Below are 21,051 nucleotides of genomic sequence, written 5' to 3'. Positions count from 1 at the left end.
TGCGAAAAAGGCGGCCCCTTGCGAGGCCGCCTTCTCAATTCGGCATCCGGCTTTCGCCGAACGGCCTGATTACATCATGCCGTCCATGCCCATGCCGCCCATGCCGCCCGGCATAGCCGGAGCGTCCTTCTTGGGCAGTTCGGCGATCATGGCTTCGGTGGTGATCAGCAGCGAGGCGACAGAAGCTGCGTTCTGCAGCGCGGTGCGAACGACCTTGACCGGGTCGACGATGCCCATGGAGAGCATGTCGCCATATTCGGAGGTCTGGGCGTTGTAGCCGTAGTTGTCGTCGTTCTTCTCGAGGATCTTGCCGACCACGATCGAGGCTTCGTCACCGGCATTGTCGGCGATCTGGCGAACGAGCGACTGCAGGGCGCGACGGATGATGTTCACGCCGGCTTCCTGGTCGGAATTTTCGCCCTTCACGTCGATCTTGGTGGAGGAGCGCAGCAGAGCGACGCCACCACCGGGAACGATGCCTTCCTGAACGGCGGCGCGCGTTGCGTTCAGCGCGTCGTCGATGCGGTCCTTCTTTTCCTTGACTTCGACTTCCGTCGAGCCGCCGACGCGGATGACGGCAACGCCGCCAGCGAGCTTGGCCAGACGTTCCTGCAGCTTTTCGCGGTCGTAGTCCGAGGTGGTTTCCTCGATCTGCGCCTTGATCTGGGCCACGCGGCCTTCGATCTCGTTCTTGGCGCCGGCGCCGTCAACGATGGTCGTGTTCTCCTTGGAGATCGAAACCTTCTTGGAGCGGCCGAGCATGTCGATGGTGACGTTTTCGAGCTTGATGCCGAGGTCTTCGGAGATCACCGTGCCACCCGTCAGGATGGCGATGTCTTCGAGCATGGCCTTGCGGCGGTCGCCGAAGCCCGGAGCCTTGACGGCAGCGATCTTGAGGCCGCCACGCAGCTTGTTGACGACGAGGGTCGCCAGCGCTTCGCCTTCGACGTCTTCAGCGATGATGAGGAGCGGCTTGCCGGTCTGGACGACGGCTTCGAGAACCGGGAGCATCGCCTGGAGGTTCGAGAGCTTCTTCTCGTGCAGGAGAATGAAGGCGTCTTCGAGATCGGCGACCATCTTTTCCGGGTTGGTGACGAAGTAGGGCGACAGGTAGCCGCGGTCGAACTGCATGCCTTCGACGACTTCGAGTTCGGTTTCGGCGGTCTTGGCTTCTTCAACCGTGATCACGCCTTCATTGCCGACCTTCTGCATGGCTTCGGCGATATCAGCGCCGACCTGCTTGTCGCCGTTTGCCGAGATCGTGCCGACCTGGGCAACTTCTTCCGAGGTGGAGATCGGCTTGGCCTTGGCCTGCAGGTCCTTGACGACGGCGGAGACGGCGAGGTCGATGCCGCGCTTCAGGTCCATCGGGTTCATGCCGGCGGCAACGGCCTTGTTGCCTTCCTTGACGATCGCCTGGGCGAGAACGGTCGCGGTCGTGGTGCCGTCACCGGCGATGTCGTTGGTCTTCGAGGCCACTTCGCGCACCATCTGGGCGCCCATGTTCTCGAACTTGTCTTCCAGTTCGATTTCCTTGGCGACCGATACGCCGTCCTTGGTGATGCGCGGTGCGCCGAAGGACTTGTCGATCACGACGTTGCGACCCTTCGGGCCGAGCGTCACCTTCACTGCATCGGCGAGAACGTCGACGCCGCGCAGCATCTTTTCGCGCGCAGTGCGGCCGAACTTGACTTCTTTGGCTGCCATTTTTCAAACTCCCGGGCGGGTTGCCCAATGGTTGTAAACTCAGGATGGAAGGAAGGGATCGACCTTAGGCGATAACGCCCATGATGTCGGATTCCTTCATGATCAGCAGGTCTTCGCCGTTGAGCTTGACCTCGGTGCCCGACCACTTGCCGAACAGCACGCGATCGCCAGCCTTGACATCCAGCGGGATCACCTTGCCGGACTCGTCACGCGCGCCGGTGCCGACGGCGACGATTTCGCCTTCCTGCGGCTTTTCCTTTGCGGTGTCCGGGATGATGATGCCGCCCTTGGTCTTGGCTTCGGACTCGACGCGGCGAACCACGACACGGTCGTGAAGCGGACGGAAGTTGGTGCTTGTCATTGTCTTATCCCTCGATCAAATGACGCTGCGGATCGCTCCTCGCGAGCCGATCCGCCGGATGATGTTAGCACTCCCCTTTGGCGAGTGCCAGCGCCGTCGAGATAAGGATGGTCCGTGCGGGTGTCAAGACGAGGCGCAAGCCGACGGGCAAGATTTCATCGCTTCGTCACAGGCCGATCTGTCATCGTCCCGTCATCGCTCGCAGGGCAAAGGCAGGAGGCGCCGGCCTTGCACAGGCCGCAAATCGTAAGGACAGTCATGGCAGCCTTTGGCGACGGGAATGAGGCAGCGGGCACAGACGCGGCGTCCGCCCCCGTTCTCCCCAGCTTTTTCGAGGCCGCGCGCCTTTGGGCGGCGATCGGGATCTCAAGCTTCGGCGGCCCGGCCGGGCAGATCGCGCTCATGCATCGCGAGGTGGTGGAAAAGCGCCGCTGGATCGACGAGGCGCGGTTCCTCCATGCGCTCAACTACTGCATGCTGCTGCCGGGTCCGGAGGCCCAGCAGCTGGCCACCTATATCGGCTGGCTGATGCATGGCACGCGCGGCGGGCTCGTGGCCGGCCTGCTCTTCATCCTGCCGGGGCTCGCCGTCATTCTGGCGCTTTCCGTGCTCTACGCGCTCTACCACCAGACCGGGCTTCTCGCCGCCGTCTTCTTCGGGCTGAAGGCCGCGGTCCTCGCCATCGTGGTCGAGGCGCTGGTGCGGCTCGGCCGGCGGGCGCTGAAGACCTGGGCGGCACGGCTGATCGCGCTCACCGCCTTCGTCGCGCTGTTCCTTTTCGCCGTGCCCTTTCCGCTGGTCATCCTCGCGGCCGGCCTCCTTGGCCTTGCAGGCCTCGCCGGCGGGGCAGGGGCGGCGGACATTGGTTCGGGCGCGCCGGCGCGGGGACGCAGCGTTGCGCAGGTCCTTCGCCTCACCTTCGTCTGGGGCGCCTTGTGGATGGCGCCGGTCGCCCTTGCCGCGGCGCTCGGCGGCGAAATCTTCGTCGCCATCGGCCTGTTCTTCGCCAAGATGGCGGTCGTCACCTTCGGTGGGGCCTATGCGGTCCTGGCTTATGTGGCGCAGCAGGCGGTGGAGACTTTCGGCTGGCTGCGGCCCGGTGAAATGCTGGACGGGCTGGCGCTCGCCGAAACCACGCCGGGGCCGCTCGTGCTGGTGCTCAGTTTCGTCGCCGCCATGGCCGCCTTTCGCGAGGCGAGCGGGCTCGATCCGGTTCTGGCGGCGCTGGCGGGCGGTTTGCTGGCTGCGTGGGTCACCTTCGTGCCGTGCTTCTACCTGATCTTTCTCGGCGCGCCCTCGGTGGAGCGGCTGCGCGGCAACCGCCGGCTTTCGGCCGCGCTTTCCGCCATCTCCGCGGCCGTCGCGGGCGTCATCCTCAACCTCGCAGTCTGGTTCGCGCTCCATGTGCTCTTCGCGCGGGTCGAGCGGCTGAAGACGGGTCCTCTCTCGCTGGCCTGGCCGGACCCGGCCAGTTTCGAGCCGAGAGCGCTTCTGCTGGCCGGCCTGGCCGCCCTTCTGCTCTTCGTCTTCAGGCGGGGCGTGCCGCTGACCTTGCTCTTGTGCGGGCTTGCCGGCGTGGCGCTGGCGCGGTTCTGAGCCGAGGGCAATTCCAGCGTGGCGGGCGATCAAGACTTGTCTTTTCGCGCCGTCCTTGCGATGTGATCGGCAACGAAAAAGGAACTGGACCCGCCGATGGCCACGCGCATCAACAGCTTCAAGGACATTGTCGGCCGCTACGACGTGGTGCTGTGCGATGTCTGGGGCGTGCTGCACAACGGCGTCGAGGCTTTTCGCGAGGCCGGCCTGGCGCTCAGCGATGCGCGGCAGCGGGGCGCCACGGTCGTCCTCATCACCAATTCGCCGCGCCCCCATCCGGGCGTCATCGTCCAGATCCGCGGCCTCGGCGTGCCGGATGCCGCCTATGACCGGATCGTCACCTCCGGCGACGTCACCCGGGCGCTGATCCAGGCGGGCCCCAAGAAGATCTTCTTCATCGGCGCCGAGCGCGACCTGCCGCTGATCGAAGGCCTGGGCGTGGAGATGGTTTCGGCCGCCGATGCGGACATCATCGTCTGCGCCGGCTTCTTCGACGACGAGACCGAGACGCCGGAAGACTACCGCGCCACGCTGGCGCCGCTCGCCCGCCGCGGCGTGCCCTTCATCTGCGCCAATCCTGATCTCGTGGTCGAGCGCGGCCACAAGCTCATCCCCTGCGCCGGCGCGATCGCTGAAGTCTACACGGCGCTTGGCGGCGAGGCGCGCATTGCCGGCAAGCCGCACAGGCCGATCTACCGCGCGGCGATCGGCGAGGCGCGTGCTGCGCGCGGCCCCTTCGAGGCATCGCGGGTGCTGGCGATCGGCGACGGCATGCCGACGGATGTGCGCGGCGCACAGGAGTTCGGCATCGATCTGCTGTATATCGGCGCCGGGATCCATGCTGCCGACTACATGACTGGCGAAAAAACCGACGAAGCGCGGCTGAACGCTTTCCTGAAGAAGGAGGGCGTCGCCCCGAAATGGTGGATGCCGAGGCTTATCTGACGACCATGACCGTTTTCCATCGTAACGAGACGAAGGCCCCGCTGCCCGGTTCGCTCGAAGGCGGCGTGGTCGCCATCGGCAATTTCGACGGGCTGCATCGTGGCCACCAGTCGGTGTTGAACCGGGCCCTGGAAGAGGCACAGGCGCGCGGCGTGCCGGCGCTGGTGCTGACCTTCGAGCCGCATCCCCGCACGGCCTTCCGTCCCGACCAGCCGGTTTTCCGCCTGACGCCGGCGCCGCTGAAGGCCAAGATCCTCGAAGGGCTCGGCTTTGCCGCGGTGATCGAATATCCCTTCGACCGCTCGTTCTCTGCCCTGTCGGCCGAAGCCTTCGTCGAACGGGTGCTGATCGACTGGCTGAAGGTCGGCCATGTCGTCACCGGCTTCGATTTTCACTTCGGTAAAAACCGCGAGGGCGGCCCGGCTTTCCTGATGAAGGCCGGCGCGGAGAAGGGCTTCGGCGTGACGCTCGTTGATGCCTATCGCGACGAGAACGCCGAGGTGATCTCGTCAAGCCGGATCCGCGAGCATCTCTGCCGCGGCGAGGTATCGGAAGCGGCCGGGCTGCTCGGCTATCATTACACGGTGCAGGCCACCGTCATTGGCGGCAAGCGGCTTGGCCGCACGCTCGGCTACCCCACCGCCAACATGCGGCTCGGGCGGGAGGTGACGCTGGCGACCGGCATCTATGCCGTCCGCTTCCGCCGCCCGGACGGCGCGCTCCATGATGGCGTGGCGAGCTTCGGCCGCCGCCCGACGGTCGACAGCGATGGTGAGCCGCTGCTCGAAACCTTCCTCTTCGACATGACCGCCGATCTCTACGGCGAATGCTCCGCCGTCTCCTTCTTCTCCTATCTGCGCCCCGAGCTCAAATTCGATGGTCTCGACGCCCTGGTGGTGCAGATGAAGCAGGACGAGGCCGAAGCCCGCGCGGTCCTGCGCGGCGTGACGGCGCTGGGGGAGATTGACGCGCGGCTGTGTTTCTAGGCGCTGGTCAGAGCTTTCCACTATGGCCTGCGGTCTTCAAGATCGCGTTGGCCGTGTGCCGACTCATGAGATTGTAGGGCACGATCAGTGTCTTCTGGCTGGTCGAAGCCTGCCACTTCTCATGCGACCCTTTCGCGTTCCCAATTTTTCGGTAGCCAAGTTCAATCAGGATCTTGCGGACGTCATCGTAGTAGCCGTCCGGCATCAGGCCGCAGCCGGCAAGATCGGATGATGCCAGAAAATGGTCGGGATCAGGCTTTTCATCGGCATCGATGCGAGTTCGGCCTCGGAAAGATGGTTGGCGACGATCAGATCGCCCGCGACTTCGGTAACCACAGCCTCCAGCGATTGAAGATCCGCGGCTTCCGCATGCAGTCCGATGATATCGCTCTCGGTGTAGAAAACCTGAGCCTCATCATCCCACACAGCCCTGACGAAGAATGTCCGCTTCTGCATCCTGTTCTCCAACCCGCCGACATCGGGAGCCGCTTCCGGCCCGAGTTTAGCGAAATTCGCGTTCGGGCGAAAGGCGAAGGCTTTTGCCTCCTCCGCGCCGGATCGAGCCGCGAGTGAGCAGGGAGCGATGTCGGCCAGACTCCCCCTTCCTTTCGGCCCCAAAACCCCTTACAGAGCCGGCACGATGTCCAGTCCCGCCGTTTGCCGTTTTCGAATTACCGGCCCGGCCTTCCGCGCCGGCTAGCGTGCCGACGGGAGGGTCCGGGATTTTGCGCGGGGCGAGCGCTGGACCCAAGCGCGCCGCTTCACTCCCTTGACCGCATGCGCGCACCGCGCGCCAGAGACGATGTGACCGATGACCGCCGAAAAGATCGACTATTCGAAGACCCTCTATCTGCCCGAAACCGAATTCCCGATGCGCGCCGGCCTGCCGCAGAAGGAGCCGGAGATCGCCCGGCGCTGGAGAGAGATGGACCTCTACAAGCAGCTGCGCGCCTCCGCCGCCGGCCGCGACAAGTTCGTGCTGCATGACGGCCCGCCCTATGCGAACGGCAATATCCATATCGGCCATGCGCTGAACAAGGTGCTGAAGGACGTCATCACCCGTTCCTTCCAGATGCGCGGGCGCGACGCCAATTACGTTCCCGGCTGGGACTGCCACGGCCTGCCGATCGAGTGGAAGATCGAGGAGGCCTATCGCGCCCGCGGCAAGGACAAGAACGAGGTCCCGATCAACGAATTCCGCAAGGAATGCCGCGAGTTTGCCCAGGGCTGGATCGACATCCAGTCGGAAGAATTCCGCCGTCTCGGCATCGAGGGCGATTTCGACCATCCTTATACGACCATGAACTTCCACGCCGAGAGCCGCATCGCCGGCGAGCTGTTGAAGCTCGCCATGAGCGGCCAGCTCTATCGTGGCTCCAAGCCGATCATGTGGTCGGTGGTGGAACGCACCGCGCTGGCCGAAGCGGAGGTGGAGTATCACGAGGTCGAGAGCGACACGATCTGGGTGAAGTTTCCCGTGGCGGTAGATACCAATTCCCGCTTGTTGAAGAACGCTGAAGCGCGTTGGTATTCGGCAGGAGAGCTTGATGAGCAGAATGGTCTCCCGGATCCAAAGGTCGAACTGGAAACGCTGTCGCCTTCCAGTCTCACTGGCGCGTCCGTCGTCATCTGGACCACGACCCCCTGGACCATCCCCGGCAACCGGGCGATCTCCTATTCGGCGCGCATCTCCTACGGCCTCTATGAGGTCACAGCGGCCACCAACGACTTTGGTCCCCAGCCCGGCGAAAAGCTGATCTTTGCGGATAAGCTGGCCGGCGAGGCCTTCGCCAAGGCCAAGCTCGAATACAGGCGGCTGCGGACGGTCGAGGCCGGCGAACTCGCTGCCATCACCTGCGCCCACCCGCTCGCCGATCTCGGCTATACCTTCGCCGTGCCGCTGCTCGACGGTGACCATGTCACCGACGATGCCGGCACCGGCTTCGTGCATACCGCACCCAGCCATGGCCGCGAGGACTTCGAGGCCTGGATGGCGAATGTGCGGGCGCTGGAGGCCCGCGGCATCGAGACGAAGATCCCGTTCCCGGTCGACGATGCCGGCTTCTACACCGACGAGGCGCCGGGCTTCGGCCCCTCGGCGGAAGGGGGCGCGGCCCGCGTGCTCGACGACAACGGCAAGAAGGGCGATGCCAACAAGCGTGTCACCGAGGCGCTGATCGCCGCCAACACGCTGTTCGCGCGCGGCCGCATCAAGCACGATTACCCGCATTCCTGGCGCTCGAAGAAGCCGGTCATCTTCCGCAACACGCCGCAATGGTTCGTCTTTATGGACAAGACGCTTAGCGACGGCACGACGCTGCGTTCGCGCGCGCTCTCCGCCATCGACGAGACCCGCTTCGTCCCCGCCGGCGGCCAGAACCGGCTGCGCGCGATGATCGAGCAGCGGCCGGACTGGGTCTTGTCCCGTCAAAGGGCCTGGGGCGTGCCGATCTGCGTCTTCGCCGACAAGGACGGCGAGGTCCTGAAGGACGAGGAGGTCAACGGCCGCATCCTGGAGGCCTTCGAGAAGGAAGGCGCCGATGCCTGGTTCGCGGCCGGCGCCAAGGAGCGTTTCCTCGGCAATGGCCATGACGGCGACCGCTGGCAGATGGTCACCGATATTCTCGACGTCTGGTTCGATTCGGGCTCGACCCACACCTTCACGCTCGAAGACCGCCCGGATCTCAAATGGCCGGCGGATGTCTATCTGGAAGGCTCCGACCAGCATCGCGGCTGGTTCCATTCCTCGCTTCTCGAAAGCTGCGCGACGCGCGGCCGCGCGCCCTATGATGCCGTCGTCACCCACGGCTTCATCATGGACGAGAAGGGGGAGAAGATGTCGAAGTCCAAGGGCAATGTGACCGCGCCCCAGGACGTGATGAAGGATGCCGGCGCCGATATCCTGCGCCTGTGGGTCATGAGCTCGGACTATGCCGAAGACCTTCGCGTCGGCAAGACGATCATCCAGACCAACATCGACGCCTACCGGAAGATCCGCAACACGCTGCGCTGGATGCTCGGCACGCTCGCCCACGACACGGGCGAGGAGATCGCCTATGCCGATCTGCCGGATCTCGAAAAGCTGATGCTGCATCGCCTCGCCGAGCTCGACGAGCTGGTGCGCAAGGCCTATGACGACTTCGACTTCAAGCGCATCACCCGGGCGCTGACCGATTTCGCCAATGTCGAGCTGTCCGCCTTCTATTTCGACATCCGCAAGGACACGCTCTATTGCGAGGCGCCATCGAGCCTCAAGCGGCGTGCGGCGCTCCACGTCATCCGCAAGCTCTTCGATTGCCTGGTGCTGTGGTTCGCGCCGATGATCCCGTTCACGACCGAGGAAGCCTGGCTCTCGCGCGACCCCTCTGCCGTGTCCGTTCATCTCGAACAGTTCCCGGCCATTCCGGCCGAGTGGCGGAACGAGGCGGTGGCCGAGACCTGGCGCAAGGTGCGCACCGTGCGGCGCGCCGTCACCGGCGCGCTGGAGATCGAGCGCAAGGACAAGCGCATCGGCGCCTCGCTCGAGGCCGCACCGACTGTTCACATCGACGATCCGGCGCTGCTTTCGGCCCTCGATGGCCTCGATTTCGCCGAGATCTGCATCACCTCCGGCATCACCGTGCTGGCGGGACAGGGTCCGCAGGCGGCCTTCCGACTGGAGGATGTGCCGACGGTCGCCGTCGAGCCGACGCTGGCGGCAGGCACCAAATGCGCCCGCTCCTGGAAGGTGACGACCGATGTCGGCAGCGATCCGGCGTTCCCCGATGTCTCGGCCCGCGATGCGGCGGCGCTGCGCGAGCTCGGCTACGGCGCCTGAGGGCGCCGTGATCAGCGGCAGCTCTGCCGGGTCAATTGCGCTCCTGCGCATAATCCGGTAGATCTGCCTGAAATTCGGCGGATTTCTCCGCCAAGGGGACGAGAGCGGACAGGCGGGGCGCGCGTGGTCCGCGGGCAAGGGGCTCGGGGCAAGGGGCACTGGGCAGAAGGCTTGGCTGGAAGGATTTCATGCGTATGACACGACAGTTTCGGGCCGGTGCCGGCCTCGTCGCGGTTCTCGTCGCGGGCCTGACCCTCACAGGCTGCATCGGTGGCCCAACCTACGGAACGGACAAGACCGCCGGCGAGCAGCTGATGGACGACATCGGCTCTTCGGTCAGCATGGAGTCGGGCGCGCCGAAAAACCTGAAATACCAGCCGCGGCCCGGCCTTGTCCTGCCGCCGGCCCAGGAGCGCGTCGCCCTCGTCGCGCCGCAGAAATCGGCCGTGGCCGACAATCCGGCCTGGGTGGAAAGCCCGGAGGAAACGCGCCAGCGCCTGCGCGAAGAGGCAGACGCCAACAAGAATACGCCCGGCTATGTATCGCCGCTCGCCAAGGCCTCGGCCAATGGCCGCCAGCTGACGGCGGCTGAACAGACGGAGGCCTATCGCGAAGCCCGCCGCCTGCAGATGGGCGCCTATTCCGACCAGCGTCGGTCGCTGTCGGATCCGCCGCTCGCCTATCGCCAGGTGCCGGAAGAGGCCATGGCCGATCTCGGCGAGCCGGAGCAGCAGAAGGAGCGCGAGCGCAAGAAGGCCGCGCAGATCCAAGGCAGCGGCAAGCAGTGGTGGCAGATTTTCTAAGCGCATGACTTCATCACCGTCTTGCCTGCGCCTGCGCCGCGCGACCCCTGCGGACGCACCGACCATCCTGCGCTTCGTTCGGGAACTTGCCGAGTATGAGCGCGCGTTGCACGAGGTCGAGGCGACGCTCGACAGCGTCACCCAGTCGATCTTCGGCGAAGGCTCGATCACGCAGGCGCTCATCTGCGAGCGGCTTTGCGATGCCGCGCCGGCAGGGAACGAGCAATCTCCCGGACAGGCGGAGCCGATCGGCTTTGCCGTCTGGTTCTTCAGCTATTCCACCTGGCTCGCCCGCAACGGTCTCTATCTCGAAGACCTCTATGTCACGCCCGAAGCGCGCGGCGCCGGCGCCGGCCGCCTGATGCTGCGCGAACTCGCCCGCATCGCGGTCGCCGAAGGCTGTGGCCGTTTCGAGTGGAGCGTGCTCGACTGGAACGAACCCGCCATCCGCGCCTACAACGCCATCGGCGCCGCCCCCCAGAGGGAATGGATCCGCTACCGGCTCGACGGCCAGGCGCTGAAGGATTTCGCTGAAGGCTGAGCGAGGGATCATCGTCTCGACGCCGGTGCCGCGGCCTTTTGGTCGCCTCCTGTCTTCAGGCCTCTTGCGGCCGCGCTCACGCGGTTCCCCTGCGGCCGTCTCACCACGATCTTGACATCCTCCCGCTCGCTCGGGCAGTCTTCCCCCATCACCAGGGGAGCCCCGGCAGGGGGCTGAGAAACTGCCTGAGCGCGCAGTGACCCGTTGAACCTGATCCAGTTCATGCTGGCGGAGGGACGGTGCAGCCATCTCGGGCCGAGCGCGCAGCGCGTGCCGCCTTCGTGGTATCATCCTCTTGCGGCAGGAACGGGTCTCCTTTTGGTCGGAGCCTGCACCATGCGCCTGACGATGATGCCGCGATCGAACGAGCCATCGCACCCTGCTTGCCCGCTTCCCGTCCTTCCTCTCGCTGTCGCAGGATGGCCGGCTCTGGCCGTCTCTCGCAGGCAAAAGCCATGAGCGTCGTCGTTCGGGGTGCGGGCGTCGCCGGCCTGGCTGCGGCGCTGGAGCTGGCGCGTCACGGACTTCACGTGACGGTGGTCGAGCGTCGTCCCGCCATCGGCCTCGGCGCCTCGCATTGGGCCGGCGGCATGCTGGCGCCGTTCTGCGAAGGGGAGGTGGCGGACCCGAGCGTGGTGGAGCGTGGCCGCACGGCCGCCGCCTGGTGGGAAGCGGCAGTGCCCGGTTCGGTCACGCAGCGTGGCACGCTCGTCCTCAGCCACCCGCGCGACCGGGCAGATCTTGCCCGGTTCGCTGCGCGGACCACAGGCCATCGCCGGGTGGAGGCTGCGGCAATCGCGGCGCTGGAGCCCGATCTCGGCCATCGCTTCGATACGGGCCTCTTCTTCGAGACCGAGGCGCATCTCGATCCGCGCAAGGCGCTGCAGGGGCTCCACGATGCCGCCCTGCGACAGGGCGTCCGCTTTCTCTTCGGTCAGGAGGCCTTGCCGGGCGGAAAGGACGAGGTCGTGGTCGATTGCCGGGGACCGGATGCCATCGGCGGGATCGCCGGGCTGCGCGGTGTCCGCGGGGAAATGCTGATCCTCGAAACCCGCGACATCACCCTGTCCCGCCCCGTCCGCCTCCTCCATCCGCGTCATCCCCTTTATCTGGTGCCGCGCGGCGGGAGCCGCCTCATGGTCGGCGCGACGATGATCGAGACCGAGGATGCCGGCCCTGTGTCCGTCCGCTCGATGATGGAACTGCTGAACGCTGCCTATGCGCTGCATCCCGCCCTTGCCGAAGCGCGGATCGTGGAGACCGGCACCGGCGTGCGCCCGGCCTTTCCCGACAATGTGCCGCGCCTGGTCGAAACGGCCGAGGGCTTTGCGCTGGCCGGCATGTATCGCCACGGCTTCCTGCTTGCCCCGGCACTCGCCCTGGAGCTTGCGGCGCGCCTGACCGCTTCCCGCATGACGACAGAAAGGAAAACGGCATGATCCTGACCGTGAATGGAGAAACCGTGGACTGCGCGGTCGACCGCCTGGCCGCGCTGCTCACCGCACTTGATTTCGAGGGCGACTGGCTGGCGACCGCCGTCAATGGCGAACTCGTCCACCGCGAAGAGCGTGCCGCCCATCCTCTCAGGCCGGGCGACCGCATCGAGGTTCTCTCGCCGATGCAGGGAGGCTGAGATGACGATCACGCTCTATGGCGAGACGATCGCCTCGCGGCTGCTGCTCGGCACGGCAGGCTATCCGGCGCCGGCCGTGCTCTCGGAGGCGGTGCGGCGGTCGGGGACGGGCATCGTCACCGTGTCGCTGCGCCGGGAAATGGCCGGCGGGCGGCAGGGCGGCGCATTCCTCGGGCTTATTCGCGAGCTGGGCGTGCGCGTGCTGCCCAATACGGCCGGATGCACCAGCGCGCGCGAGGCGATCCTGACGGCGCAGATGGCGCGCGAGCTGTTTGCGACCAACTGGATCAAGCTCGAGGTCATCGGCAACCACGACACGCTGGCGCCGAACGTCTTCGAGCTCGCCGAGGCGGCCCGTGTTCTCGCCGCCGATGGCTTTCAGATTTTTCCCTATACGACCGACGATCTGGGTGTCGGCGAGACGCTGCTCAACGCCGGCTGCGCGCTGCTGATGCCGTGGTGCGCACCGATCGGCAGCGCCATGGGGCCGCAGAATTGGACTGCGCTCAAAGCCATGCGCGCCGCCTTTCCCGAGACGGTGCTGATCGTCGATGCTGGGATCGGGCGTCCCTCGCATGCGGCGGCGGTGATGGAGCTCGGTTATGATGCGGTGCTGCTCAACACTGCCGTTGCCGGCGCGGCCGATCCCCCGGCCATGGCCGAAGCCTTTGCCCAGGCGGTCGCGGCCGGCGCCTGCGCCTACCGCGCCGGCATGCTGGAGCCGCGCGACATGGCCGTGCCGTCCACGCCGGTGATCGGCCGGGCGCTCTCTCTTTGCCTGAAGGGTGACGGTTCGCCGTCCCGGTCACCGCCGCGCGGCGAAGAAGTCCTTGAGGATGCGGGCCGCCTCCACCTCGCCGAGGCCGGAATAGACCTCGGGCGCGTGATGGCAGGTGGGCTGGTGGTAGAAGCGGGGGCCGTGGTCCACCGCGCCGCCCTTTGCGTCCTCGGCGCCGTAATAGAGCCGTCGGATCCGGGCGAAGGAAATGGCGGCGGCACACATGGCGCAGGGTTCCAGCGTCACGTAGAGATCCGCCTCGGTCAGCCGCTCGCTGCCCAGCGCCTGCGCGGCGGCGCGAATGGCTTCGACCTCGGCATGCGCAGTCGGGTCGGAGCGCTCGCGCGTGCGGTTGCCGGCGGCCGCGATTACGGCGCCGTCCACGACGATGACCGCGCCCACCGGGACTTCGCCCCGTGCGCCGGCCGCGCGTGCCTCGCGCAAGGCCACGTCCATGTAACCGCCGGTCCCGACCATCCCTTGCGCGCCGATTTCCTCTTAACCCTTTGGCCCCGACCTGATAGGAGAGCCGAAAAGGCAGGCAACACAAATGACATCCAAAGACAAGCCCCCGCGCGGCGCCGCATCCGGCCGCCCCACCGGCAGCAAATCCTCCGGCTTCAAGCCCTCCCGCTCCTCGGCGCCCAAGGGCGAAGGGCGCAATGCGTCCGGCTCCGGCAAGCCCGGTGGCGGAAGTTTCGGCGCCGGCAAGTTCGGCGCTGGCAAGGCCAGGGCCGGTTCGAGCGGCGAGAGCAGGGGCGAGGCCCGTTCGGAAGGCCGCAGCCGCGATACGAAGCCCGATTTCGCCAAGCACGGCGCAGGCAAGCCCGGCGCAGCCAGGCCGCCGCGGTCGTTCGGCGCTGCCCGCGAAGATCGCGATGAGACGCGGGCACCGCGTCCGCGCTTCGACAAGGCGGACGGCAAGCCGGCCCGGGCCCGCAAGGCCGAGACGCTCGCCACCAGCGAGGATGCGCCGCAGCGCATCTCCAAGATCCTGGCGCGCGCCGGGGTCGCCTCGCGGCGCGATATCGAGCGGATGATCATGGAAGGCCGCGTGGCGCTGAACGGCGTCGTGCTGGAGACCCCGGTCGTCAATGTCACGCTGTCCGACCGGATCGAGGTGGATGGCCAGCCGATCCGTGGCATCGAGCGGACCCGCCTCTGGCTCTATCACAAGCCTGCCGGGCTGGTGACCACCAATTCGGATCCGGAGGGGCGGCCCACCGTGTTCGACCGCCTGCCGGACGAGCTGCCGCGCGTGCTCTCGATCGGCCGCCTCGACATCAACACCGAAGGCCTGCTGCTGTTGACCAATGACGGCGGTCTGGCGCGGGTTCTGGAGCTGCCTTCCACCGGCTGGCTGCGCCGCTACCGCGTGCGCGCCCACGGCGCCGTCGAACAGGCGGACCTCGACAAGCTGAAGGACGGCATCGCCGTCGACGGCGTGCTCTACGGCTCGATCGAAGCGACGCTCGACAAGGTCCAGGGCTCGAATGTCTGGATCACCATGGGCCTGCGCGAAGGCAAGAACCGCGAGATCAAGAATGTGCTCGGCGCGCTCGGCCTCGAGGTCAACCGTCTGATCCGCGTGTCCTACGGGCCCTTCCAGCTCGGCGAAATTCCGGAAGGCGCGGCGCAGGAAATCCGCGGCCGCATGCTGCGCGACCAGCTGGGCCCGCGCCTGATCGAGGAAGCCAAGGCCAATTTCGAGGCGCCGCTCTTCAACGATTCCCCGGCCGTGACCGAGGAACAGGCCGATGCGCCGCCGACCCGCAGCGCCGGCCGCGAGCGTTCGAGCTTCCGCGAGGATGACGGCGACCGCCGCGAACGCCTGCGCGCCCGGCTCGATACCAGGCCGGACGCCGGCCGGGGAGGCCGGGAAAGCAGGGATGCCGGCCGGGGAGGCCGCGACGGCAAGGATGCCGGCTGGAAGAGCCGCGATGCCCGCGACGGCGGCCGGGGTGGCCGCGATGGTGGGCGGGACGAAGAGCGGTTCGAGGCGCGGCCGAAGCGCCAGCCGGCGCAGCGCAAGCGCACCGCCAATGTCTGGATGGCGCCCGGCGCACGGCCTGTCTCCGAAAAGCGGGCCGAAGGGGAGGCCGCGGAAGCGCCGATCCGCCGCGACCAGACCGATGGCGTGCCGCGCGGCAAGCGCTATGGCCGCACCGCGGAGGGCCAACTGACCAAGGGCGCCCGCAAGTTCGATCCCGATCGCAAGACCGAGGATCGCGCGCCACCGCGCCGCACGCCGCGCGCGGCGCGCACCGTCGATTCCGAAGGCGAATGGATCAGCGCCAGCACGCCGGCCCCGCGCGACGAGGGCGGTTTCGGCCGAGGCAACCGTGAGGGCGGCGCCGGCAGGGGCGCCCGCGAGGGCGGTTTCGGCAAAGGTGGTCGCGAGGGCGGCTTCAGCCGCGGCGGCCGCGAGGGTGGCTTCGGCGATCGCCCCTCCGGCGGCAGGAGTTTCGGAGACCGTGCTGAGGCTCCGCGCGGCGGCAGGGATCTCTCCGGCCGGCCCGCAGGCGGCAAGCCTTCGGGGGGCAAGAGTTTTGGCGAAAAGAGTTTTGGCGGCCGCCCGTCCGGGTCCAAACCGTCCGGATCCAAGCCGTTCGGGTCGAAGCCGTCGGGGTCGCGGCCTTCGGGCGGCAAGCCCTTTGGCGGCCGACCGGGCGGCGGCAAGCCGCGTGGGCGCGGGAACTAGGCGGCGATGCGGATCGTCGGCGGAAGCCTGCGGGGCCGCAGCCTTTCGGCGCCGGGCTCGGCCGATATCAGGCCGACCACGGACCGGACGCGCGAAAGCCTGTTCAACATCCTGAGCCACAGCTATCCCGACAGTCTGGATGACACGCGGGTGCTCGATCTCTTTGCCGGTACCGGCGCGGTCGGGCTCGAGGCTCTGTCGCGCGGGTGCCGACAGGGGCTGTTCGTGGAAATGAGCGCCGAGGGGCGGGGCCTGCTGCGCACGAATATCGAGGCGCTCGGCCTCACCGGGCGGGCGCGCATCTACCGCCGCGATGCCACCGACCTCGGCGGCATCGGCACGGTGGAACCCTTCCAACTGCTGTTCGCCGATCCGCCCTATGGGCAGGGGCTCGGCGACCGCGCGCTTGCCGCAGCGGCGCGCGGCGGCTGGCTGGTGGCGGGCGCGCTCGTGGTGCTTGAAGAACGGGCCGATGTCGTGCCGGCGCCCGGGCCCGGCTATCGCAGCCTCGATGATCGCCAGTTCGGCGACACCCGCATGCATTTCTACCGTTTCGAGCCGGCCTGAGCCGGACCGGCCAAGAAGGAGGCGGCGCATTACAGACGAGCAGGACCTCGGGCGCAGTTCCCCAGCCCCTCTCTCTCCAACCTCCGTCTCTTCAGTCTCATCCCCCGAGACGACTGCCTTTCTGGCTGCGCACATGGCTCCCTCCGCCACGCCGCACGCCACAGATCCGGCGCCCGCCGGCCGGCCTTCCGCCGATCAGGGGTCGGCGAGCCTTGCGCTTGCGCTCGGCTGCGGCGGGGCGCGGGGGCTTGCCCATATCCAGGTTCTCGAAGCGCTGGACGAGCTTGGCCTCCGTCCGGTGGCGATCGCGGGGGCCTCGATTGGCGCGATCCTCGGCGCCGCCTATGCCGCAGGTCTCACCGGAAAGGAGATCCGGGCGCTGGTGCTTTCCAGCGTAGCGCGGCGGGACCAGCTGATGGGCCGGCTGTGGAAGGCGCGGCCCACCCGCTGGGCGGAGATCGCCAGCGGCGGCTTCGGCTTCGGCCCCTATCATCTCGAACGCATTCTCCAAGGATTCCTGCCGGACAGCATCCCGCTCGATTTCGCCGGCCTGCGAACCCCGCTGACCATCGTCGCGACCGATTATTACGGCCAGTGCGAGGCGCACCTGATGACGGGAGATCTGCGCAAGGCCATCGCTGCCTCCGCGGCCATTCCCGGGCTTTTTCAGCCGGTGATGGTGGAAGGGCGGGCCATGGTCGATGGTGGGCTGCTCAATCCCGTTCCGTTCGATTGTCTGGCCGGGAAGGCGGAGATCGTTCTCGGTGTCGATGTCGTCGGAGGACCGGAAGGGCCGGGCGCCAATTCGAGGCGCGGGCAGGCAACGGGTGCGCCGGGCCGCCTCGATGCCATGTTCGGCGCCAGCCAGCTGATGATGCAGACCATCATTTCGATGAAGATGAAGGCATCGCCGCCGGACCTCCTGATCCGCCCCGCCATCAACCGGTTCCGCGTGCTCGATTTCCTCCGCGCCGACGAGATCTTTGCCGCAACAGTCGGCACCAAGGATGAGGTCAAGCGCGCGCTGGCTGCACGGCTGGAGCAGTAGCGGAGCCATGGTGTGGTCTGCACGAAACCGCTCGCCCGCAAACCCCCTCAGGCCTGCCGGCCAGAGGGGGTTTTATCACTCACCATAATAAGGAATCCACCCTGCCACCCCAGGGAGGCTTCCGGTGCAGGCCAGGGCGCCCGAACCGTCCACCTAGAGCGTGTACGGTCACCCCAAGATCACCGGACATACTCTTCGCTTTTGCCGTCTCCGCATTCTCCAACGCCGAAGCGATGCCGCTTCGGCTGGACATGTTCTAGCTCGCCGCAACGCCGGCGGCGATTTCCTCGTCGGGGCCGACGGTGGTGGCGGTTTCGCGCTTGGGCTTGATCAGCGGCTCCGGCTTGACCGGCTTGGAGTGCAGCTGGTCGTGGCCGCCGGTGAAGCCGTCGACGGCCTGGGCGGCAAGGCGTGCCTCGTCGCGGCGGCGGATGTCTTCCACGATCGCTGCCGTCTGCGCACTGCCGACGCCGAGCTCCTCCAGCGTCTTCTGGCCGAAGAGGAAGCCGGATTCCAGTGTTTCGCGCAGCTCGTAATCGACGCCGCGCGCCCGCAGCGACAGCGTGTGCCGCCGGTCGTACGAGCGGACGAACAGGCGCACATCGGGATAGTTGGCCTGCACGAGGTCGACGATCCGGTCGGTGATCTCGATATTGTGGGTGCAGATCGCCACGATCTTCGCCCGCTCGATGCCGGCCGCGCGCAAGACGTCCAGCCGGGTGCCGTCACCGAAATAGATGCGGAAGCCGAAGGTGGCGGCCTGGCGGACGCGGGTGGCGGAGTGGTCGATCACCGTCACATTTCGCCCGCCGGCCAGCAGGATCTGCGAGGCGATCTGGCCGAGGCGCGAGAAGCCGATCATCAGCACGTCGGCGCCGGCTCCCTCGAAATCCTCCTCGATTTCTTCCTCCTCCTCCGCTTCCGCCTCCATCAGCCTTCCCGCCAGCGCGGCGGCGGCGGGGGTCATGGCCATGGAGAGCGTGACGACGACGACCAGCAGCGAGGCGATGTCGGAGGAGAAGACGCCGGCGGCGGCAGCGGCGCTGAACAGAACGAAGCCGAACTCGCCGCCCTGCGGCAGAAGCAGCGCGATGCGCACCGCATCATTGTGCGGCGAGCCGGTGAGGCGGCAGAGCGCATAGATCACCAGCGCCTTGATGACGACGAGCAGAGGCACGGCGACGAGCACCAGCATCCAATTGGCTAGGATCACGTCGAGCTTCAGCGACAGGCCGACCGCCATGAAGAACAGCGCCAGCAGCAGGCCGCGGAAGGGCTCGATATCGGCTTCCAGCTCGTGGCGGTAGGAGGATTCGGCGAGCAGCACGCCAGCCAGGAAGGCGCCCATGGCCATGGAGAGCTGCGCCATCTGCATCAGCGTGGCCGCGCCGAGCACGATCAGCAGCGCGGCGGCGATCATGATCTCCCGCGCCCCGGTGCGCGCCAGGATCTGGAACACCGGATTGATGATGTAGCGGCCGACGACGACGAGGATCAGCACCGCGCCGACGGCAATGGCGAAGTCCTCGATCGGCGGCGTGGTGTCCTCTGGCGCCTGTTGGGCCAGAAGCGGGATCAGCGCCAGCAGCGGCACGATCGCCAGGTCCTGCAGCAGCAGGACGGAGAAGGAGCGCTGGCCGTAATGGGTGTTGGTGTCCCCTTTCTCGTCGAGGATCTGCAGCGCGAAGGCGGTGGAGGAGAGCGACAGGCCGAAGCCGGTGATCAGGCTGCCCGCCCAGTCGAGCAGGCCGAGCGCATAGATGATGCCGGACAGCACGGCGCCGGTGGCCAGGACCTGGGCGGTGCCGAGACCGAAAATGTCGCGCCGCATCTGCCAGAGCCGCGACATCTTGAGCTCGAGCCCGATGACGAAGAGCAGGAAGACGACGCCGAGTTCGGCGAAGCCGAGGATCTCCTCCCCTTCCGTGATCTGGTGCAGAAGCGGACCGATGACGACGCCGGCGGCGAGATAGCCGAGCACGGTGCCGAGGCCGAGTTTCTTGAAGATCGGGGCAGCCACCACTGCGCCGCCGAGCAGCAACAGGGCCTGGCCGGTCATGGCCGACGTGGTCGACATCGAGCGTTCCCTTTCGGTTCGAGGCGCCGGTCGGCGCGATGCATGGATTGTGTCCAAGAGCGGCGAGAATCGCGCTATGGCCTTGATGCTGAGGTCAGTGCACAATAAATGGGGCGCGAAAGAAAGGCCACATCCATGTCCGAACCGATCAATTCCGCCGCGCTCGAAACGCGGGCCGCCGAACTTGTGGATCTGGCCCGCAAGGCAGGCGCCGACCAGGCCGATGCCGTGGTCGTGCGCGGCCGGTCCCGCTCCGTCAGCGTGCGTCTCGGCAAGGTGGAGGGCACGGAATCCTCCGAAAGCGACGATTTCTCGCTGCGGGTCTTCGTCGGCCGGCGGGTGGCGAGCGTATCGGCCAATCCGGGCTTCGATCTGAGGATGCTTGCCGAGCGCGCCGTCGCCATGGCCAAGGCCTCGCCCGAAGATCCCTATGCCGCGCTCGCCGACGAGGCGCGGCTGGCCCGCACCATTGCCGATCTGGACCTGTTCGACCCGACCGAAGTGCCGACGGAGGCGCTGAGCGAGGCCGCACTCGAGGCCGAGGCGGCGGCGCTTGCCGTGCCGGGCGTCACCAATTCCAGCGGTGCCGGCGCGTCCGCCGGCATGGGCGGGCTCGTCCTCGTCACCTCGCACGGCTTTTCCGGCGCCTATATGGGCACGCGCTTCGGCCGCTCCGTCAGCGCGATCGCCGGCGAAGGCACGCGCATGGAGCGCGATTACGACTACGACAGCACCCTGTTCTTCGCCGATCTGCGCGCCTCGGCCGAAATCGGGCGCCTGGCCGGCGAGCGAGCGGCCGGCCGCATCAATCCCCGCCAGGTGGATACGCAGAAGAACGTCACGGTGGTCTTCGATCCGCGGGTGGCCCGCGGCTTTGCCAGCCACATTGCCAGCGCCATCAACGGCGCGGCGGTTGCCCGCAAGACGACCTTCCTGAAGGACAGCATGGACAAGCCGGTGATGAAGGCCGGCATCCGCGTCACCGATACGCCGCAGATCCGCCGCGGCCCGTCTTCCCGCCCCTTCGATGGCGAGGGCATTGCCGGCGAGCCGCTGACCGTGGTGGAGGACGGGGTGCTGCGCCACTGGCTGCTTTCCACGTCTACCGCCCGCGAGCTGGGGCTCGAAACCAATGGCCGCGGCGTGCGCGGCGGGCCGTCGGTGAACCCGAGTTCGACCAACTTCGCGCTCGAACCGGGCGAGATGTCGAGGGACGAGCTGATCAAGGGTGTCGGCACCGGCTTCTACGTGACCGAACTGATCGGTCATGGGCTGAACATGCTGACGGGCGAATATTCGCGCGGCGCGTCGGGCTTCTGGATCGAGAATGGCGAGATCACCTACCCCGTTTCCGAGGTAACGATCGCCTCCAATCTCAAGCAGATGTTCATGGCGGTCACGCTTGCCGACGATATCGACCGCAGTTTCGGCACTGCGGCGCCGACGCTGGCGATCGAAGGCATGACGCTCGCCGGAAAATAGCCGCAGTCG

General features: G+C 67.1%; 18 protein-coding genes, 1 pseudogene and 1 riboswitch. Of the genes and pseudogenes, 13 read left to right on the top strand and 6 right to left on the bottom strand.

The annotated features are described in order from the left end of the window. Nucleotides 1-69: 69 nt before the first annotated feature. Nucleotides 70-1,707 (bottom strand): chaperonin GroEL, encoded by a 1,638-nt coding sequence (groL, locus tag U8330_RS13795; RefSeq protein ID WP_323105834.1) that lies wholly within the window; start codon nt 1,705-1,707, stop codon nt 70-72. Nucleotides 1,708-1,771: 64 nt separating this feature from the next. After that, complete coding sequence (groES, locus tag U8330_RS13790; protein WP_323105833.1) at nt 1,772-2,068, bottom strand: co-chaperone GroES; 297 nt, start codon at nt 2,066-2,068, stop codon at nt 1,772-1,774. 258 nt (nt 2,069-2,326) lie between these two features. On the opposite strand from groES, the gene chrA reads away from it, so the two are divergent. The 3 genes from chrA to U8330_RS13775 all read left to right on the top strand — a co-directional run bounded on the left by chrA (nt 2,327) and on the right by U8330_RS13775 (nt 5,595). Then, nucleotides 2,327-3,664 (top strand): chromate efflux transporter, encoded by a 1,338-nt coding sequence (chrA, locus tag U8330_RS13785; RefSeq protein WP_323105832.1) that lies wholly within the window; start codon nt 2,327-2,329, stop codon nt 3,662-3,664. Between the two features lie 96 nt (nt 3,665-3,760). Beyond that, entirely contained in the window at nt 3,761-4,609 is an 849-nt protein-coding gene (locus U8330_RS13780; RefSeq protein WP_323105831.1) for a TIGR01459 family HAD-type hydrolase, read from the top strand. Between the two features lie 5 nt (nt 4,610-4,614). Beyond that, nucleotides 4,615-5,595, top strand: a complete 981-nt coding sequence (locus tag U8330_RS13775) for a bifunctional riboflavin kinase/FAD synthetase (protein WP_323107299.1) — start codon at nt 4,615-4,617, stop codon at nt 5,593-5,595. A 7-nt stretch (nt 5,596-5,602) separates the two neighbouring features. On the opposite strand, the gene U8330_RS13770 is transcribed toward U8330_RS13775, so the two are convergent. Beyond that, a complete protein-coding gene (locus tag U8330_RS13770; protein WP_323105830.1) occupies nt 5,603-5,800 on the bottom strand; it encodes a type II toxin-antitoxin system HicA family toxin in 198 nt (65 codons plus the stop codon). After that, nucleotides 5,800-6,213, bottom strand: a complete 414-nt coding sequence (locus tag U8330_RS13765) for a DUF1902 domain-containing protein (RefSeq protein WP_323105829.1) — start codon at nt 6,211-6,213, stop codon at nt 5,800-5,802. Before U8330_RS13765 ends, U8330_RS13770 begins: the two co-directional genes overlap by 1 nt. A 193-nt stretch (nt 6,214-6,406) precedes the next feature. Between U8330_RS13765 and ileS the strand changes: the two genes are divergently transcribed. The 6 genes and pseudogenes from ileS to U8330_RS13735 form a co-directional block, all read left to right on the top strand. Next, on the top strand, nt 6,407-9,412 hold the full coding sequence (gene ileS, locus U8330_RS13760) for an isoleucine--tRNA ligase (RefSeq protein ID WP_323105828.1): 3,006 nt from the start codon (nt 6,407-6,409) through the stop codon (nt 9,410-9,412). A gap of 188 nt (nt 9,413-9,600) precedes the next feature. Further along, nucleotides 9,601-10,215 (top strand): hypothetical protein, encoded by a 615-nt coding sequence (locus tag U8330_RS13755; RefSeq protein WP_323105827.1) that lies wholly within the window; start codon nt 9,601-9,603, stop codon nt 10,213-10,215. A 4-nt stretch (nt 10,216-10,219) separates the two neighbouring features. Continuing rightward, nucleotides 10,220-10,756, top strand: coding sequence for a GNAT family N-acetyltransferase (locus tag U8330_RS13750; protein WP_323105826.1), 537 nt, complete (start codon nt 10,220-10,222; stop codon nt 10,754-10,756). Between the two features lie 143 nt (nt 10,757-10,899). Then, a riboswitch (TPP riboswitch) is annotated at nt 10,900-11,011 on the top strand. Nucleotides 11,012-11,211: 200 nt separating this feature from the next. Beyond that, nucleotides 11,212-12,195: an FAD-dependent oxidoreductase gene (locus tag U8330_RS13745; protein WP_323105825.1), complete on the top strand. Its 984-nt coding sequence runs from the start codon at nt 11,212-11,214 to the stop codon at nt 12,193-12,195. Next, nucleotides 12,192-12,389, top strand: coding sequence for a sulfur carrier protein ThiS (thiS, locus tag U8330_RS13740; protein WP_323105824.1), 198 nt, complete (start codon nt 12,192-12,194; stop codon nt 12,387-12,389). Before U8330_RS13745 ends, thiS begins: the two co-directional genes overlap by 4 nt. 1 nt (nt 12,390) lies before the next feature. Next, a pseudogene (locus tag U8330_RS13735) lies at nt 12,391-13,158 on the top strand (thiazole synthase); the annotation flags it as partial. A 36-nt stretch (nt 13,159-13,194) separates the two neighbouring features. On the opposite strand, the gene U8330_RS13730 reads toward U8330_RS13735, so the two are convergent. Next, on the bottom strand, nt 13,195-13,644 hold the full coding sequence (locus U8330_RS13730; RefSeq protein WP_323107298.1) for a nucleoside deaminase: 450 nt from the start codon (nt 13,642-13,644) through the stop codon (nt 13,195-13,197). 73 nt (nt 13,645-13,717) lie between these two features. On the opposite strand from U8330_RS13730, the gene U8330_RS13725 reads away from it, so the two are divergent. The 3 genes from U8330_RS13725 to U8330_RS13715 all read left to right on the top strand — a co-directional run bounded on the left by U8330_RS13725 (nt 13,718) and on the right by U8330_RS13715 (nt 17,483). Beyond that, nucleotides 13,718-15,868 (top strand): pseudouridine synthase, encoded by a 2,151-nt coding sequence (locus U8330_RS13725; RefSeq protein ID WP_323105823.1) that lies wholly within the window; start codon nt 13,718-13,720, stop codon nt 15,866-15,868. Between the two features lie 6 nt (nt 15,869-15,874). Then, nucleotides 15,875-16,435 carry a 16S rRNA (guanine(966)-N(2))-methyltransferase RsmD gene (rsmD, locus tag U8330_RS13720; protein ID WP_323105822.1) on the top strand — a complete coding sequence of 187 codons (561 nt, stop codon included), beginning with the start codon at nt 15,875-15,877 and terminating at the stop codon, nt 16,433-16,435. Nucleotides 16,436-16,568: 133 nt separating this feature from the next. Continuing rightward, a complete protein-coding gene (locus U8330_RS13715; protein ID WP_323105821.1) occupies nt 16,569-17,483 on the top strand; it encodes a patatin-like phospholipase family protein in 915 nt (304 codons plus the stop codon). 256 nt (nt 17,484-17,739) lie between these two features. On the opposite strand, the gene U8330_RS13710 is transcribed toward U8330_RS13715, so the two are convergent. After that, nucleotides 17,740-19,560: a monovalent cation:proton antiporter-2 (CPA2) family protein gene (locus tag U8330_RS13710; protein ID WP_323105820.1), complete on the bottom strand. Its 1,821-nt coding sequence runs from the start codon at nt 19,558-19,560 to the stop codon at nt 17,740-17,742. Nucleotides 19,561-19,695: 135 nt separating this feature from the next. Between U8330_RS13710 and U8330_RS13705 the strand changes: the two genes are divergently transcribed. Then, on the top strand, nt 19,696-21,042 hold the full coding sequence (locus tag U8330_RS13705; protein WP_323105819.1) for a TldD/PmbA family protein: 1,347 nt from the start codon (nt 19,696-19,698) through the stop codon (nt 21,040-21,042). The last annotated feature ends 9 nt before the right edge of the window (nt 21,043-21,051 follow it).

Source organism: Rhizobium sp. CC-YZS058 (assembly GCF_034720595.1).
GTDB lineage: Bacteria > Pseudomonadota > Alphaproteobacteria > Rhizobiales > Rhizobiaceae > Ferranicluibacter.
This window is presented reverse-complemented; position numbering and strand designations above follow the sequence as displayed.